The 16,152-nt window shown below is 59.8% G+C and carries 14 protein-coding genes and 2 pseudogenes; 10 read left to right on the top strand and 6 right to left on the bottom strand.

Going from position 1 to position 16,152, the window contains the following annotated elements:
* Positions 1-3: 3 nt before the first annotated feature.
* Together ABIB91_RS22915 and ABIB91_RS22910 are read right to left on the bottom strand one after the other, a co-directional pair.
* Positions 4-528: an SRPBCC family protein gene (locus ABIB91_RS22915; protein ID WP_354167000.1), complete on the bottom strand. Its 525-nt coding sequence runs from the start codon at positions 526-528 to the stop codon at positions 4-6.
* The gene (locus ABIB91_RS22910) at positions 525-836 is read right to left on the bottom strand and encodes an ArsR/SmtB family transcription factor (RefSeq protein ID WP_009859294.1); all 312 of its coding nucleotides are present in this window, start codon (positions 834-836) and stop codon (positions 525-527) included. Before ABIB91_RS22910 ends, ABIB91_RS22915 begins: the two co-directional genes overlap by 4 nt.
* Positions 837-1,195: 359 nt before the next feature.
* Between ABIB91_RS22910 and ABIB91_RS22905 the strand changes: the two genes are divergently transcribed.
* The 9 genes and pseudogenes from ABIB91_RS22905 to ABIB91_RS41755 form a co-directional block, all read left to right on the top strand.
* Positions 1,196-2,131 carry an NADP-dependent oxidoreductase gene (locus ABIB91_RS22905; protein ID WP_354167344.1) on the top strand — a complete coding sequence of 312 codons (936 nt, stop codon included), beginning with the start codon at positions 1,196-1,198 and terminating at the stop codon, positions 2,129-2,131.
* A 76-nt stretch (positions 2,132-2,207) separates the two neighbouring features.
* Entirely contained in the window at positions 2,208-2,852 is a 645-nt protein-coding gene (locus tag ABIB91_RS22900) for an HD domain-containing protein (protein WP_009859292.1), read from the top strand.
* Positions 2,853-2,983: 131 nt separating this feature from the next.
* Positions 2,984-3,370: a cupin domain-containing protein gene (locus tag ABIB91_RS22895; protein WP_051058374.1), complete on the top strand. Its 387-nt coding sequence runs from the start codon at positions 2,984-2,986 to the stop codon at positions 3,368-3,370.
* Positions 3,371-3,464: 94 nt separating this feature from the next.
* Positions 3,465-4,439, top strand: a complete 975-nt coding sequence (locus tag ABIB91_RS22890) for a GlxA family transcriptional regulator (RefSeq protein ID WP_354166996.1) — start codon at positions 3,465-3,467, stop codon at positions 4,437-4,439.
* Positions 4,440-4,615: 176 nt separating this feature from the next.
* Positions 4,616-5,257: an HD domain-containing protein gene (locus ABIB91_RS22885; protein WP_354166993.1), complete on the top strand. Its 642-nt coding sequence runs from the start codon at positions 4,616-4,618 to the stop codon at positions 5,255-5,257.
* Positions 5,258-5,427: 170 nt separating this feature from the next.
* Complete coding sequence (locus ABIB91_RS22880) at positions 5,428-5,625, top strand: nitroreductase family protein (RefSeq protein WP_256375780.1); 198 nt, start codon at positions 5,428-5,430, stop codon at positions 5,623-5,625.
* Positions 5,626-5,749: 124 nt separating this feature from the next.
* A complete protein-coding gene (locus tag ABIB91_RS22875; protein WP_354166989.1) occupies positions 5,750-6,049 on the top strand; it encodes a nitroreductase family protein in 300 nt (99 codons plus the stop codon).
* Between the two features lie 1,053 nt (positions 6,050-7,102).
* On the top strand, positions 7,103-7,267 hold the full coding sequence (locus ABIB91_RS22870) for a DUF2934 domain-containing protein (RefSeq protein ID WP_009859288.1): 165 nt from the start codon (positions 7,103-7,105) through the stop codon (positions 7,265-7,267).
* A 1,431-nt stretch (positions 7,268-8,698) separates the two neighbouring features.
* A pseudogene (locus ABIB91_RS41755) lies at positions 8,699-8,890 on the top strand (hypothetical protein); the annotation flags it as partial.
* 265 nt (positions 8,891-9,155) lie between these two features.
* Here the strand turns inward: ABIB91_RS41755 and ABIB91_RS22865 are convergent.
* Both ABIB91_RS22865 and ABIB91_RS22860 read right to left on the bottom strand, forming a co-directional pair.
* Positions 9,156-9,371, bottom strand: coding sequence for a hypothetical protein (locus ABIB91_RS22865; RefSeq protein ID WP_083869768.1), 216 nt, complete (start codon positions 9,369-9,371; stop codon positions 9,156-9,158).
* 4,589 nt (positions 9,372-13,960) lie between these two features.
* Positions 13,961-14,176: a hypothetical protein gene (locus tag ABIB91_RS22860; RefSeq protein ID WP_354166985.1), complete on the bottom strand. Its 216-nt coding sequence runs from the start codon at positions 14,174-14,176 to the stop codon at positions 13,961-13,963.
* Positions 14,177-15,090: 914 nt separating this feature from the next.
* On the opposite strand from ABIB91_RS22860, the gene ABIB91_RS22855 reads away from it, so the two are divergent.
* On the top strand, positions 15,091-15,303 hold the full coding sequence (locus tag ABIB91_RS22855) for a hypothetical protein (RefSeq protein WP_354166982.1): 213 nt from the start codon (positions 15,091-15,093) through the stop codon (positions 15,301-15,303).
* 269 nt (positions 15,304-15,572) lie between these two features.
* Here the strand turns inward: ABIB91_RS22855 and ABIB91_RS22850 are convergent, their stop codons facing one another.
* Entirely contained in the window at positions 15,573-15,905 is a 333-nt protein-coding gene (locus ABIB91_RS22850; RefSeq protein ID WP_354166979.1) for a hypothetical protein, read from the bottom strand.
* Between the two features lie 124 nt (positions 15,906-16,029).
* Positions 16,030-16,152 (bottom strand): annotated as a pseudogene (locus tag ABIB91_RS22845) (LabA-like NYN domain-containing protein); the annotation flags it as partial.

Below are 16,152 nucleotides of genomic sequence, written 5' to 3'. Positions count from 1 at the left end.
TCCTTACTGATTGCCTCTATCAGAGCGCTTCGAGGCACTTCCGTCAGGAACCTGGGTGAAAAGATCGGCATAGCGCCGTAGATAAAGCGGCCAGCCTTGATCACCGTCGACACCGTCCCGCACGGCTTCCCAGCCATCGCCATGGCGTTCCAGGTTGCGGTGCTCAAGGTCGACTCGGGTCCGGTGCGGCGTTTCAGCAGTGAACCGGACCTCCCACTCGCTTGTTTTTTCCGGGTCAGTCTCGATCTGCCATTGGGGGCTGATGTCCCAGCTGAGCAGCACCCGGTCCGGCGGTTCGTAGGCCAGCACGCGCGCCCAGCGGCACTCGCTCCCATCGATGCCTCGGTCATAAATGTACCCACCCACCCGTGGCTCGAACACCGTCTCGGCGATCTGGACGCGGAGCAGGTTGTGCTCTGGCGGTTTGAAACTCCCGAACCCCTCGGTGAAGATCTTAAATGCGCGCGCGATCGGTGCCTCGACCACGATGGATTGTTTCACGGCCGTAAGTCCCACACGCGTGTTCATTGTGGCTCCTGTTGCTCGACGGCCGCCTTGTAGGCGGCCAGCGTCTTGCTCCAAAACCGGTCGAGCCAAGCACGCATCTGGCCAAGCCCGTGAGGGTCGATGTGATAGACGTTGCTTGCGCCCTTCTGCTCCGCGCGCACCAGCCTCGAGTCGCGCAGCACCTTGAGATGCTGTGAGACGGCAGACTGGGAGACCGGTACCTTCCGGGTAATCTCAACGACCGAACGTGGACGCTCCGCGATCAGCTCGAAGATCGTTCGACGAGTCGAGTCGCCAAGCGCGGCCAGCTGTGCATGATCAACAGTCATGGCTTATGATTAGTCTAGACTTATGATCAAGTCAATCCTTGTTGAACATGCCGCGTTTTCGCTGCGCTTGAGGCTTTGGATGGACGGGACCGTCCTTGCCGGTCGTCCTTTGGCCACGCGATGCCGGCGAGGCCGGGATGAGCAGTGCCGGCGAGCGCACGGTCAGCTGGCGGAAGCGGCGAAGGGCCCTTGTCCGGAAAGGACGCACCGCTGTCCTGATCCCTCGGATTGTCTTCGTTGCCACAAGCAGCATGTCCATCGATCCTAACCGGCAGCCGAGGCAAGCTGAGCGCAAGGAGTGTGAGATGACCCCCAGCGGCATCGTTCCTCTAGGTTGGGAAGCCCGAACTGTGTCAACGATGATGGCCTGGCGTGTGCACGAGTTTGGGCCGCCTGAGGTCATGAAGTTTGAGACCCTCTTACGTCCTGAGCCAGGGCCCGGCGAGGTCCTCATCAAAGTTGAAGCCGCCGGAGTAGGGCCATGGGATGGCTGGATCAGAGCCGGCAAGAGCGCTTTGCCGCAGCCGCTCCCGCTCACTCTCGGGTCGGATCTTTCCGGTGAAATCGTCGCTGTTGGGCCCGGAGTCTCGCCAGAACGTGCGGGAGAGCAGGTCTACGGTGTTACCAATCCGCGGTTTATCGGGGCTTACGCCGAGTACGCCTTGGCTTCCGCGGAGATGGTGTCCGGCAAGCCGACGTCGCTAACCCACGTTGAAGCCGCCTCCATTCCCGTCATTGCGGTCACCGCATGGCAGGCGCTGTTTGATCACGCCCAACTCAAAGCAGGTCAATCGGTGGTCATTCACGGTGCGGCCGGTAACGTGGGATCCTACGCGGTTCAATTGGCCCGTCATGCGGGTGTCCAAACCGTTGCAACAGTATCGACGGGCGACGTTTCTTTCGTGCGCAATCTCGGCGCCGATAAGGTGATTGACTACCGGGCCGAGCGCTTCGAGCAAGAAATCAGGGAATCCGACGCTGTCATCGATCTGGTCGGCGGAGAAACGCAAACCCTCTCGTTCCAGATCCTTCGTCGAGGCGGCAAGCTGATTTCCGCGGTGTCCCGCCCGGATCAGGATCTTGCGAAACATCACGGTGTCGACGCCTCCTTCTTTTTGGTCGAGGTCACGAGCCAGTATCTGACGGAAATCGCGCGCCTCCTGGACGGTGGAAAACTGCGCACAAACGTCGGCGTAGTCTTACCCCTCGCGGATGCGCGCGAGGCTCACTTCATGCTGGAGGGCGCGCGACCCCGGCCAAAGGGGAAAATCGTGCTCGCCGTCGGAGCGCACTGATTGATCGCGTCTCATCTTCCGCTCGCCAGTCTGAATGCGCCAGCCGAGCCCACGGTTTCTGTTGAAAGGACAAAAAATGACTCCGCGAAATCCCGCCCCCGCTCTCGTCATTCCCGATTCTTTGCTTGCGAAAGAAGCTACAGAGGTTCTGCGCGAACATTCGACGGACCTTCTCTTCAATCATTCGATCCGCGTCTACCTGTTTGCGGCGGAGCAGGGCCGCCAGCGAAAGCTGCGCTTTGACTCTGAACTTCTGTACGTGGCCGCGGCGTTCCACGACCTCGGCCTCATCGAGAAGTTCTCGAGCCCAGACGAACGCTTCGAGGTCGATGGTGCAAATGCCGCTCGACAGTTTCTGACCGCCCACAGCATTGCTGAAGACGACGTGCAGACGGTCTGGGAAGCCATCGCGCTGCACACCACTCCCGGCATCCCGAAGTACATGGGACCCGAGGTCGCGCTCCTCAATTCAGGGGTTCTGCTCGATGTGATCGGGGTAGGGTTCGATCAGTTTCCCGCGGAGCTTCGCGAGGAGATCGTCGCCAAATTTCCCCGCACGAATTTCAAGGAAGACTTCGTTCGGGAGTATTTCGCCGGGTTTGCGCACAAGCCGGCGACCACGTACGGCACGGTCAACGCCGGAGTCTGCGAACACTTCATGCCGGAGTTCAAGAGCCCGAACGCCTGCGACTTGATCGCCGGTTCTCCCTGGGCTCATTAGAAGAGGAGGTGCGAGATGCCGATCATGGATTCACCTATTGGATTGGTGCGCTGTCAAACCGTTCAGGAGTTGCAGCAAGGATAGTGAGGAGGGCAACGCGGACGGCGTCGTTCGCACTGGCAGCAACAGTCATGGCTGTGGGAGCTTCGCCCGCGACCGCGCAGGATCGGGAGCAAGTTAAGCTCGTATTCGAGCACGCACTCCCGAATGTCGAAGGAAAGAGAATAGCTGCTGTCCTGGTGAGTTACCCTCCTGGGAGCAAATCGCTGCCTCATCGCCACGCAGAGTCGGCCTTTATCTACGCCTATGTGCTGTCCGGGGCCATCCGGAGCCAGGTCGGCAATGACCCTGCGCAGGTCTATCACATAGGTGAAGGATTTTATGAAACGCCAGGCTCACATCACAGGATCAGCGAGAACGCGAGTGACACCGAGCCAGCCAGCTTGCTCGCGGTCTTCGTGGTCGATTCCAAAGACGGGACATTGACGATCCCCGACAAGGACGCAGCACCGAAATAACTGCGCGGCAGGCTCGCCTGCCCAGGCACCGCCCGGCCTTTGCACTGCGTGAACGACATGCATAATAAGGCGCCCGACTGGAGAGGCAGTAAAGGTGCCGGTACAAGCTGTCGCGATCGTCGTCTACGAGGGGGTTCAGGCGTTGGACGTGGCCGGGCCGATGGACGTGTTCAGCGAGGCGAACACCTTCCTCGATTGTGCCGATCGTTATGAAACAGTATTGGTTGCTGCGGACCGCAATCCGGTGCGTACCTCGAACGGCATCCGACTATTGGCCGACCTCACCTTCGAGGAGGCGACGGGCGGCTTCGACATTATTCTCGTCGCGGGCACTCCGACGCCGCCGGAAGCGGAGCCCGACCCGCACCTGCTCCAGTGGGTCAAGGAGCTGCCCTGGCGGTCGAGCCTCTACGGATCGATCTGCACCGGCGCCTTTGTCCTTGGCTCTGCCGGTCTGCTGGACGATCGGCGTGTTACGACCCATTGGCAGGATGCGCAGGCGCTGGCGGCCAGGTTCCCAAGAGCAAAAGTCGAGCCTGATTTGATCTATGTGCGCGATGGCCGGCTGATCACCGCGGCGGGTGTGACTGCGGGAATAGATCTGGGTTTGGCGCTGGTCGGGCAGCGGCATGGCGCGGAAACGGCGCTCAAAGTCGCCAAGCGGCTGGTCGTAGTCGCCCAGCGCCAAGGCGGACAGTCTCAGTTCAGCCCCTATCTCACGGCGCCTGCCGATCCGGAATCGCCTATCGCCCGTATCCAGGACCATGTGATGGCGAACGTCGGGGATCGCCACTCGCTGGAGTCCCTTGCCGCTGTCGTCGGGATGAGCGCACGAAATCTGGCCCGGCATTTCGTGCAGGCGACCGGGATCACGCCGCACGAGTTCATCGAGCGCGCCCGCATCGATGCGGCGCGTATGATGCTGGAAGGAAGCGACCGGCCGCTGAAGGCGGTTGCATTCGACTGCGGCTTCGGGTCGGCGGATCGGATGAGGATCGTGTTCACCGCCCGTCTTGGCGTGAGTCCCATCCAATATCGCGCGAGCTTCAGGCGGACGGCCCCGGAATAGATCGCGCGTTCCTACCAGAACGACGCTGGCGATCCTGCTTTCGCTACGAACCGTCATGTCAGGAAAAGACGTACGGCTGTCCTGATCCGCAGGATGCCCTTCCTTGTACGGAGCGGTACTCAGTTGGCAAATAGTGGCAAGCAACCAGCCCTCTACGCAAACAAGGAGAGTGCTCCATGTCTGAGATCATCGCCGGCATCCGCGTGCCTGACAGCGCTATCGCTCGCGCCGCTACGCAGCTCGTGCGCGATACTGAGGACGACCTGCTCTACAATCACAGCCGCCGTGTCTTCCTTTGGGGCGCGCTCACCGCCGAGCGCCACGCCCAGAAGTACGAACCGGAGCTGCTTTACCTCGGCGCGATGTTCCACGACGTGGGGCTCACAGAGAAATATTCCAGTCCCGACCTGCGCTTCGAGGTCGACGGTGCCAATGCCGCTCGTGATTTCATGAAAAGCTACGGCTTGCCGGAGCGTGAAATCGAGGACGTCTGGACCGCGATCGCGCTCCACACTACCCCCGGAATTCCTGAGCATATGCGACCCACTATCGCGCTGGTGACCGCGGGGGTGGAAATGGATGTTCTCGGGATCGCCTATCACGATTTTACTCATGAACAGCGTGACCATGTCTGCGTCCATCATCCCCGGGAAGCAAACTTCAAGGAGAACATCTTAGATCACTTCGCTAAAGGCATCATCAAGAAGCCGCTGACGACCTTCGGGAACGTAAAGGCTGACGTCCTTGCGCTCAATGACATGGCCTATGTCCGCCAGAACTTCTGCTCGATCATCCTCGGTTCGGCCTGGCCGAACTGACCTTTGATTGCTGCGAAGCGGACTAAAATCCAGATGAGCGCCAGTCGAGCCAGGATGTGCGAGCCTGAACGAGCCGTGATCGGATCAGGCGAGGAGCGCGTCCCTACGCATAGCTCGATCGACGAGATCATGACGCGCCGGTTTCGTGCCGTGAATTCTGCGAAGCTCCGGTGTCGCGAGGGACAATCGAGCAGATCTTCCATGTCGCGCGATTCGCGCCCAGCGGTGCGAACATTCAGCCCTCGCACGTCCACGTGCTGGGCGGCGCCGCAAAGGCCAGAGTCTCGGCGGCGCTGCTGGACGCGCAACGAAACGCGCCGCGACGAGCACGTCTCGGAATACAAATATTACGCCAGCGACCTACCTGATCCGTACCTCGAGCGGCGACAGGAATTCGGACGGCTGTTCTACGGGTCGCTGGGAATTGGCCAAGCCGATGCCGAAGCAAGAAGCAGGCAAACCGCAAATAATTACACGTTCTTCGGAGCGCCCGTGGGACTGATCGTGACGATCGATCGTCGGCTGGAAACCGGAAGCTGGCTCGACCTCGGCATGTTCCTGCAGAACGTGATGCTCGCGGCAGCGGGACGCGGACTTCAGTGTCCGCCGGAGACGTTCTCGAAGTATCGCCGGATCTTGCGCCCGCTACTCTCGATTCCGGACCGGGCGGTCGATGTTTTTGAGTTTCTGCTCGCCCAAATCGGCGAACTCGACTCCTACCTTGCCGCGGCCAACCGGGCTTGTCATTACGTAAATACCCGATTTTCCCGGACAGGCCGCAGGGCCGGTTAGGTCGTGCAGCTTTTTTTTGCGAGCAGTTTGTCGCCGGCACGCCGTGAACGGTCTGCATCACGACCGCGTGTATGAAGCCGTTTCTTCCTTCCGCGAAATGACGCAAAGCCGTCCAAGACTGAATGGCATTGACGTCCTACCAGGAGGGTTAAATGCGATCATTATTTTTCGGCGCCGCTCTACTGGCGATCGCATTCGTGGGGTGTTCAACCCTGATCTCCGCCTCCCTTTCTGCAGCTCGGGATGCGAAGGCCGCGAACTTCTCTGAACGCTTTGCTCCGGCGCTGAAGTCGGCATCTAGCGGCTAACTGCAGTGGGCCAGCGCTCCAAAAGTTCTAACTGCACAAGGGGCGACGCGTCGGACATCTCGTCGCCCCACACGCGTGGGGTGCGGAAGCTGTTAGCTGATCAGGATCGCGCCCAACATCACGGCCACCAACACTGAGCGATCCGCATAGCGGTCCGTAGTTGTAGAGCTTAGGTATCTTGCTCACCCCAGTTATGGGCGCAGGCCACCCGCTCCAGGCGAGCGCACGGATCAGCAAGCAGTTCTTCCAGCCGTTTGATGGCTAGCTCCGCCCGGAACCGCTCGTCCTAGCAACGGGCCTTGTCGCCGCGCTCTGGCGTGTCGAAGCCCACAAGGGGGTAGATCTCCCGCTCGTGACGGATCGTGTCGCCATCGATCACCTCCATCGGACCGGATAACCGAAGCTCGGGACGCAAGATCGCAGCGTCGGTTTGCCGAACGTCCGGCATCTCGGACAGTTGGCGCCGTCTTCCAATTTACAAGCACCATGGCGGTGACAACTGCGACGCTACCGTAGTGAACGTCATGTTCGATCATCGCTTAAACGGAATCACCGGCCCCATTAGCGTTCATGGTTATAGCCGATCCGGCTGTAATGGAACTGGGTTTCTTGTAACCGCCCAGTGGTCAGACGGATGTGATCCAGGGTAGATAAAACAACTAACCACCCAGGAGTTCTAGCAGGGGGGGACGAATTCTGGAGAGGGTGGCCAGCCTCAGAGTTGGTGTCATCGGGAGTAACGCACATGGCAGGTCCCAGAAGCCAAAAGGACATCGAGCGCCGAGCATATCAACTGTGGCAGCAAGCCGGAATGCCAAAGGAGAGGGATCAGGAGTTCTATTTAGAAGCAGAGCGACAGCTCAATGAAGAGCTGATCAACCACAAACTCGAAACGCCGGATAGGCGGTAGAAAACAGCTAGAAAAGTCAGGAGCGCCATTCATGGGGTCGCGACCAATCCGCTATTCGTTGCCACGATCCAACGATCGCCCCAACGCACGATAGACTCGATGCGCCCAATGCTGGGTACTGTGTCGCCGCGCATTGCCATCCCAACGCCATCGGGCCCATCCTTTGCCTCCTTTAGATCATGCGTCGCGAAGCCTTCGGTGAAGCAGCCTCGAATAGCCATCCACGTCGGCAGCCAATATAGCCGCCAATCTGCGCTCGACCCGCCCTTGCCGCTCCTGCGCCATGGCCCGCGATCCACTTTGGATCCGATTGTACGACGGATTAGATGGAATGCCCACCCAACCGATGACGGGTCTTGGCCCGCAAGCGAACATGGAGGCAACGTTCAGCACGACCGTAGTCGGAGCCAGACCGGACATCGCGCGCTGTCAAACCGACGATTCTGACCCCAAGCCGTCATTCGTCACCGTCCAATTCAGGAGGGGCCCAATCCGCTAACGCTTGCGCACCAGCAAAGTCCAAACAGGCGACGCACCGTCCCAGCCGCGAAGGCGCCCTGACAGACGCACCTTCAGCCCGGCTTCCGTGATCCGCTCGACAACAAGATGCAGCGCAATCACGTCGCCTTCTGACAGCTCTACACAGCCGCGCTTCCAGGACCACACTGCGCCCGGGAAGCGAAACAAGTTTGCCTTCAGCCCTCGGCCGCTGCGCTCCGACAGCGGTTGTAAGTCGACCTGAGCGCCGGCTCTAGGTCGTAGGCTGACATCTGCCCGTCGCAGCCAGTTCGGAATCCAACTCATGCGAATGACTAGCCGTTACCTTCCACGTTTGTCTAGGCTTCGTCCGTCTGGATGGATTCGCCGCCCGAAGCCGAGGACGTCCCCCCTTTCGAACTAGTCTGGAGATTTGCGGCCCCGCGCCGAACCGGCGCCTATTGGCCCTTAGCAACCGGACGCCTATATGAATTTGCCTCGACGGCAGCCTGCGACCCACTCTAGACGTTAGCTGTTTCGATGACGGCGTTTCCGTAAGAGCACAGCGGCGCCGCCGCGCATAGAACAGCAGGTGGGTCGCCCGCGGCGGCGATGGCGAGATCACTAGGCGATCGGCTAAAGCTACTGCAGAAGGGCAGGCGGCTCGTTCGCCAATGTCTGCACCCAAGCAGACGCTCCAATTTCAACGCCGCTATGAGCGCCGCCGCCATCGGAAACGCGCCACGCTGCGACGCCGAAACATAGCGTTAGCATCAAGTTGGTCAGCAATAGCAGGACTGAGAAAAAGTGGCTCACACGCGCACCCGGAACAGAACGTCCCTCCAGTACGCATACAGGCGGATGATTCGAAAACTGCAGCTGCGCTGACCTAACCGCCTTTTCCACAGGTCGTAAAATGCTGGATCAACAGCTTCGAACCGGGGAGCGCAGCCATTGAGCGGGTGTGGCGAGGGCTGTCACAGGACAAGCGGTGGCGCATGTGTCGTTGACGGCTGGGGCACGGGAGCCAAGGTTCGGAACGAATGCCCGGCGACCTCTCGCCCCCGTCCACCCTGCGGCGGCGCGGATTTTATCTGGGACCGCACCAAACAGGCATGTTTCCAAAATAACCGCAGCTGGTTCTGATCTCGCGTCCCATTCAGGCGCGCTGTACACAGCGCAATCTGATCTCACTGCGCGGCCTCAGCGCGGGTACGAACGAGTTCAGTGGAACAGCTTGACCCTCATCTTGGCCAGTGCGCCGCTTCATGAGTCCGCTCTCGGCGGCGCCGACGGGCTCGGTTCGCGTCCTTGGGATCAGGTGCGGACCTCCGGGCACGGGAGCCGCATTAGCGCCGGACTTCTATGATGGTTGTGCGGCCCTGCCGCCGGCTTACAGCTCGATTGCGGGCTAGCCGTCTTGGCAGGGAATACCGAAGTTGTCACAAGCGAGAGCGAAGGACTCTTTTGCTTTTGTATCCTCGAAGCAGAAGCGAGTGCCGACCTCCGCCTGATCGATCCACCAATCGACGTTACTGCCTTTCGCGATGCGGGAGGCTTCGCCGCGTAAAAGGTCCAGTTGTCTTCCCGCAGCACGAACGATCAGGCAATTTTTCTCTTTGGACACAATATCTTCTCCATGGCACAGGACACCGAACTCGTTGGTACTAAGAGCCGTGAACACGAATCCGCAGCAGGGGGACTGCTGCTGCGGCCCGCGCGGTCAAAAACTCCGGGTGAAAACGACTAGGTGAAATATGCAGCCAGCCCCGGTGCGATGATCGTACCGCAGCATCTCTGGCTCGCAATATGATCAATTTCACAATCGGCAGAAGGCTTAACATGCATCAGTGCGCCGGCTCTTAAGGTCCATGAGGATCGGGAACAACCGGCAATCCGGGCGCGTTCGCCTCCAGCTCCGGGCGATGTCTCGGAGCGGACGCGTAGAACTTCCGGCCTCAGGAATCATCGTCTGGGGCCGGCTTTTTTGCAGCATTGCCTTGGCGCCAGTTTGATTTAGCCGTTGCCTATGTCATTTGGCATATGAAAGGCGACCGTCGGAAGACACCGGGATATTTTGGCAATTCAGCGTAAGCTGGCGCACTGTCCGGGAGCATGAGGACTCTCCTCCATCGAACGAGAGACGACCCCGGCTTGGGGGCCTGAGTGTTGATGCCGGGGCCGCTCCGCCAGCTCGACGGAGAGGGCTAGCGAGACAGCAAGCCGGGCAGTGATTGCTATGTTCCTACGGCTCTCAGAAGATCCTGCCCGAGTGTTAGCAGCCGCACGTAGGTACCGCTCTCGTGCAGATCGAGCCAGCCGCGCTCGACTGCATACCAAATCAGGCGGCGTACTGAACAGGAGTCTTCTTTTCATTCATTCTAGCCGCGCGTAAAAGAGTCCGCCGACTGAGACGGGATTTTTGGCTACATTTCGTGATTGAGCTACTTAATTTCTAATCGACTAACACTTACTTATTTCAGCAATCATAGGAGGCGCGAATGTCCTCTCAAGAAGCAGACGATCGACGCGAATTTTTAAGATCCTGCGGCAGGTTCGCCGCCGTAACACCTCCGACCATCACAGCGTTGCTTTCGACCTCACTGTGCAGCAACGCCATTGCCAGCTCCGACGGCCGGGGTCGTGTATGCCTAATAACGATCGCTGAGCGTGGAAGGTCGAACGACGGGCGGCGTTAGACTGTCGCCCATGCTTGGCCTGACTTGCCCGCGACCGTCATGCCAGTTTGGGACGATATGCACAGATCCTGTGGCGCCGCATGCTGAGCAGACCAGGCGCAAGCCGAGCCTCGACCACGGCGGGAGTGTGTCGAGCCACACGTCGACTCGACGATGGCAGAGGCCGTTCAGGCATTGGATGTTGCAAGTCACATGGCCGTCAGTCAGCCATTCCGTAGGGCTGCGGGGCGGATAATGGCCGGCCCATTTCGTGTATCGGCGAGTGCGCATGCCGCCATCAAAGCGGCATCTTAGGTATCTCGCAAATTATCGATCCCTAGTAGCCCGGAACGCGCGCGAGCTACCGCCTCTCGTAAGTGGGGAAACCTCCCCTGAAGCTCCGCCGGTTCACGCCGGCAGGTGCTCCCCTGAGCCGACAAACGAGAATGAAGCCGCCGGGCAAACAATACCTTGTCCCGGCGGCCTGATATCCGTCCAGCCCCGGGACAGGATTAGCAAAAATCCCGGATACTGATCAGTATAGGCGCGCGGTGTGGAGGTTCAGTTCGCTTTTAAAGAATATACGCCAAAGCCCGCCGGCTCACGCTGGCATTGCCATGCTACAATCCAAGGGGCGGATCGAGGGTCCTTCTGCTCGAGTTGATTGAGAGCGATGCCGAGGCAGGTGCCACTATTATCTTGTAGCGATTTGATCAACGGCAGGTAGGGAGTGCGCAGAATGATTAGGCCGTTTTGCTTCCATTGCTTGGCTTTGGTCGGAGGCGCTGTACAGGCTCAGCAGGGCGCGCCTCGCAACGCTCAGAAATTGGAAAAGTGCCAGCAGCTCGCTGCCGAACGTGGTTTTTCGAGTGCGGGCGAAAGAGGAAAGGGACAAGGTCGCGCAAAGCGGGAGTTCGTGATCGCCTGCATGCATGGGAAGCAAAGCTGACCAGGCGCGAAAGGACCAAGTGAAATATGCAGCCAGCCCCGGTGCAAAAAATTCTGCCCCAGCTTGGTCTCATTTGCAAATACAATTCGGTGGAATCGAAATCCATGCAGTGGGCATTTTGCTCCGAGAACGGAACGATATTGCTATTCTCCCGCGAACCGGAGCTTGGCGCGTGCGAAGCCGATCAACGGAGGGTCGACGGCGGCCGAGATCGCCACCGAGCTTGGGAGATATATCGCGTCCGTCAAACGTGTGGCCGCGGACATGGGCCTTTTGCTGCGAAGCGCGAGGAGCGCTGCACAAAGACGCAGACGTATCAGCCGCTTGTAAAATCGCTCTATGCTGGCTCAGCCAAACCTTACGGGGAAAGCAGGGAATGGTTAGGCCCGGCGCGTCTTACCGGACAAGGACGCGTCGGGCCGCGAGTCCGTAATCGCGCATACGTAAGCTGGCGCTCCTTGCCCCCTGGCAAAATACGCGTTGCCTAACGAGCGCTCGAGGTTGCAAATTGAGGCCGCTTGCCGCTGCTAAGTCCGGCCTGACCTCCGCCCCTCGGTAGCCGCACCCGGCGCCACACAGCGCGGCTCGATACCAGACAAGCGAACATCGTCCGGCCAGGGAGTTGCGACCGCAATGGCAGCAGATCAGGAGCCGCTTAGGCCATCTCGCGCATCTCACCAAAGGTGATCTTCTGAAGCCGCATGCCGGTATTCACGCGCCATGGCGGCGAGAGTCGATGGCTTAGCGGCTCAGCACGCGCGCAAGGCGAGTAAACAAGGCGCGCCGGTTCACCTTTTGGCCCATTGCGGGCAGTGAGTAACGGTCTAGCGCAGAAGCACCATGGTCTCGAGCTTAGTTCGCCTATCACCCTGCGGCGGCGAGGGAAGGTAGTTTTTCCGCTTCAGGTCTCTCCCCTCCTGGCGCCGCTTCTTGGCAAGCCTGACCGAAAGATGAGTCACACACTGAAATGCGCACCCCCGGAAGAGGGTGGCATCGCCGCGGAATGTCGCGGCTTCGACGCTGGCAGTCTAACGGAAGCCCCTTTCGTACGGAGGCCCACCGGCGGTTGAAGTCGCGGCCCCAAAGGGAGGGCGCCGGCTCCGGAGCGCGGTGGTGGACAGTCCTGACGGATGCTTTCCATCTTACTCAGCCGCCCTTCTCGTCATTGGCGGACGAGTTTGGACCGCATACCGGCCAGCATCGTGTAGGCAAGGCGCCGCCAGATCAGGTTCATCAGGACTAGCATGTGGCATCCCCCGTGTTCGATGCCGGCACCTTCGACCCCCTCTGTTTCAGCGAGATTTCGCCGGGGCGGGGAAACGGCTTCGTGCAAGGTTGCAATGGCGGCGGGTTCAGCTCTCACCGCATATGATCTGTTCACAGCCGGCAGAAGGCCTTCACCCCAGGCAAGAAGAGCGCCGCGGTTCACGCTGGCGGGGCTTTCGGCTTTGGATTACCTGCGGCACGAGAGGCGCCCTTCAAGGCCGCTTCGATGGTCTTAGGCCGCGTACCTCGGCGGGATCTTCCGCTTTGCTGCTTAGGCGCGGATGATCGGGACACTCTCGTAACTAGCCACAGATCGCTGCGGCAGCTGGCGCATTCATAACGCTTCAGTTCGTAGCCTTTGGTCAGGGGGAAAACAGCTTTGAGCAGTCGAGCTTGGCTACAAACGGTGCATCCGGCTTCGCCATTCACGATCGCCTCCCGCAAGCAATTTGGCCGCAATGATCGAAATCAGAGCTGAGTCTCGGTTCAGGAGCAATAGCGGCTCACGCTGGCGGGGCCTATTTCGATATGGCCCCCCGGTAGTCATCCGGAGGTGTAAACGCCGGCGATTGGAACTACCGTTCTCACCTTTTGGCGGACCAGCAATGGCGCAAGGCGGTGGCACGGACAAGGCACCAGCCCTCATCTGCAACAGATGTCAGCGTCCAATGGAGTTTCTCGCGTCGCTGCCGGCAATTGCAAACCTGCCCGCCGCCTATGCCTACAGGTGCATGCCCTGCCTGAGAGTTGAAACTATCGTTCTGGGCTGAAGGAAGGCGCCGCCGGAGGATTAGAATTTGAGCGGCTGGCGGACGTTCGAGGTGGCAAATTGAGGTATCGAACGGCATCGCGTCGCTCGACCCGTGCGGAGAACATCGCCTCTGTCACGGCGGCCAGGCTCATGCCGCCGATCAGCATGGCTCTTGCAGCTTCGTCGCCGTGAGTAAGCCGTAGAACCGTCACGACTATCGCAAATAGCGTCGGGCTCTTCAGAGCCATGGCAGGTTCGCATCGGCGAGACACTTCTCCGCCGCATCTCCGGCGGCTTGCGGCACCTGCGACACGTTAGGCCTGTGCTATCTCACGTGCATTGTCTCGACGATCGCATAGAGCAGCACGAAGATCGGCAAGAAGACGAAGAACCAAACGGCCTCCGGTTCGGCCCGAGAAAATTCACGATTCGGATCTGTTTCCGTACCAAACGGCACAGGTGCCACAGGCGGCTTTGGACGCCTGCGTTTTACCGCTCGGCTTAGCAGCCGTCGAGTCGCTGGTTCGTCGGACGGCGGATCGCTTGCGCGTCGGCTCTGGTTCGTCACGACTTTAGACCGCGAACATCAGCGGGTATTTGCGGACCAGTTCGAGGTCAACGTAGCCGGCGGCATTGATCCACTCGTGGGGACAGTAAACGAGCGAGCCAGGGTCGAGCTCCAGACCATCCCGTTTTATTGCCTGGCGCGTCCCCAGTCGGCCGGCCCATTGTCTCCGTCCGTTTGGATCAGGTCGCATCGTGTCGAACACGGTGTCGTTTTTCGTCATCGCAATTCCTGAGGTGTTGAAACCAATCTTTACGAAATGACCTCCGCTTGACGCCGGTGTTCTCGCCGACAAGTGACATTCGCTTTTGCAGTTGCTCACCTCAAGCCCGCACAGGTCGTGCTGACCGTCTTCCCTGTCTCACTCTCGCCGTTGCAGGTTGCAGGAGTTTGGCGAAGGGTGGTCCAGAATTGATAGGTGCGGCCGGACCAGCCTCGGCACCCGCGGGCTGGAATGGTGGCTACCCGTCTGCTCCTCAGGGTGGGTGGGCCGCCAGCATTGGATCGCTCTCTTCGTCGAGTCAGCGCTTCTAGTGGCTTTAGGAGGAAGCCCACCATCCGTCGGGGAATGGCTCTAGCAAAGTCCGATCGACTTGGTTGTCGTTGTCAGGGGGCCTGAGAGCTCCTGCATTCCGCGCTAGTGGCGCGTGGCGACGGAGGCGGACAGACATGGCGCCCGGTTTACGAGTTCGAAGGCGGCGCGAAGGAGGATGTGTCAAGCGTAATGGGGGCACACCGCGAGCGCGGCGCTCTGCTTCTTCGACCAGGCCTCGAAGATATTCCAATTCTGAGAGCTGAGAAGTGAGTTCGCTAAGTCGTTCGGCGTAAACGATTGCGCGAGAGCCTCGCATAAATGTCCTCCCCAGCACAAAAAAAGCACTATCAGGATGGCGTCAGAGCAAATGGCGCGAGTCCCACCGGTAAATCGCGGATCTCAATACGTCAGCTCACTGCCTCAGGACTGCGTCCACTCCCTTGCCAACTCGTCAATGATCTTGACCTATTTTGCCGAAAGCTTGGTTGGGCCCTGCAGTCAAAAGGGCCTGGGTGTAGAAGCCAGCGTAGAAGTTGCGCCAGCCTTTCGGCTTGCACTAAGCTCATCCGATTAGATCCGAATTGTTTTTGTGGAGTAGCGTCATGTCGAGTGCGATTGAGTTGATTGTGGACGGCTACGCGAGTCTGAAAGACCGCCAGTCGCTTGAGGAGCTGAGGATGCACCGCCGGCGCCTTGCCGGAGAGCTGAAAGCCTGGGCGGGCTTTGACTGCAGGTTGTCGATTGCGCAGATCGAGCAGGACATCGAGGCAATCGAGGCCGGCCTGGAGACGTTGTCGGGGCCGGTCGGCGGTTAAGCTAAGGCGCCAATCCGATGGTGGCGAGTGCGTAAGGAGCCAAGTGCTGCGATCTTTCATCATGGCTGCCCTCGCACTGGTCTGGGGATCCTCGTCCGCGCTCTGCCTGACGTCTGAGAAGATCATCGCTAAGCTTCGCGCCGCAGGCTACTCGCAGATCCAAGGAGGTGCCGACCGGAAAGATCAAGACCTACAAGGCCGTCAAGGAAAGCACCGCGCGCTCGCTAATCGTCGACAGCACCGGCCACATCGCAGAGGTGGCGAGATAGCTAGACAAGCAGACGAAGCCAAACGTCTTTACTGGACAGTGTGCCGGTTGGCGTCGCAATCTCCATATCGACGACGCGAAACGAGCCATGACTTTCGTAAACGTAGCGAAGGTGCCAGACCGGACCAAGTTCCGGCGAAATGGCGAAGTCGTCCAGCGCGCGTGTGATGTTGTGAACGGCATCGCGTCGTCCGATCGGTGCGGAGAACATCGTCTCTATCAACAGGGCCAGGCTCATGCCGCCGACCAGCATGGCTCGTGCAGCTTCGTCGCCGTGAGAAAGCCGGAGGGCGGTCACGATGACGGCAATAGCGTCGGGGTTCTTCAGAGCCACCGCAGGTTCGCTTCGCCAGCAAAAACATGATGCAGGATGCTACCCCTTTCATGCAAGCGACATCGAGCCGACGCCAACATATCTCAACCGACAAATGTCGGAATGCGGGCGCCGCCTTCAGGGTCTAGTCGTGCGGCTCGTTTCCCTTCGGTTCCTGCAAGAATTTTGGCATGTGTCCACGCGCTTCACGATCACGCGGGGCCGGGCGTTCGGACGGGTCGCGGCCGAGTTTGGACTGCAGCTCGAC

It is taken from the genome of Bradyrhizobium sp. JR4.3 (assembly GCF_040547695.1).
GTDB classification, from domain to species: domain Bacteria; phylum Pseudomonadota; class Alphaproteobacteria; order Rhizobiales; family Xanthobacteraceae; genus Bradyrhizobium; species Bradyrhizobium canariense.
Note: the sequence above shows the minus strand (reverse complement) of the source record. Positions and strands in the feature narration are given on the sequence as shown.

Bases quoted from the DNA above. Each gene is read 5' to 3' on its own strand.
- ABIB91_RS22895 (WP_051058374.1), top strand. From the start codon at position 2,984: ATGGCTGTGGGAGCTTCGCCCGCGACCGCGCAGGATCGGGAGCAAGTT.
- ABIB91_RS22870 (WP_009859288.1), top strand. From the start codon at position 7,103: ATGGCAGGTCCCAGAAGCCAAAAGGACATCGAGCGCCGAGCATATCAA.
- ABIB91_RS22885 (WP_354166993.1), top strand. From the start codon at position 4,616: ATGTCTGAGATCATCGCCGGCATCCGCGTGCCTGACAGCGCTATCGCT.
- ABIB91_RS22855 (WP_354166982.1), top strand. From the start codon at position 15,091: ATGTCGAGTGCGATTGAGTTGATTGTGGACGGCTACGCGAGTCTGAAA.
- ABIB91_RS22900 (WP_009859292.1), top strand. From the start codon at position 2,208: ATGACTCCGCGAAATCCCGCCCCCGCTCTCGTCATTCCCGATTCTTTG.
- ABIB91_RS22860 (WP_354166985.1), bottom strand. From the start codon at position 14,176: ATGACGAAAAACGACACCGTGTTCGACACGATGCGACCTGATCCAAAC.
- ABIB91_RS22915 (WP_354167000.1), bottom strand. From the start codon at position 528: ATGAACACGCGTGTGGGACTTACGGCCGTGAAACAATCCATCGTGGTC.
- ABIB91_RS22910 (WP_009859294.1), bottom strand. From the start codon at position 836: ATGACTGTTGATCATGCACAGCTGGCCGCGCTTGGCGACTCGACTCGT.
- ABIB91_RS22905 (WP_354167344.1), top strand. From the start codon at position 1,196: ATGATGGCCTGGCGTGTGCACGAGTTTGGGCCGCCTGAGGTCATGAAG.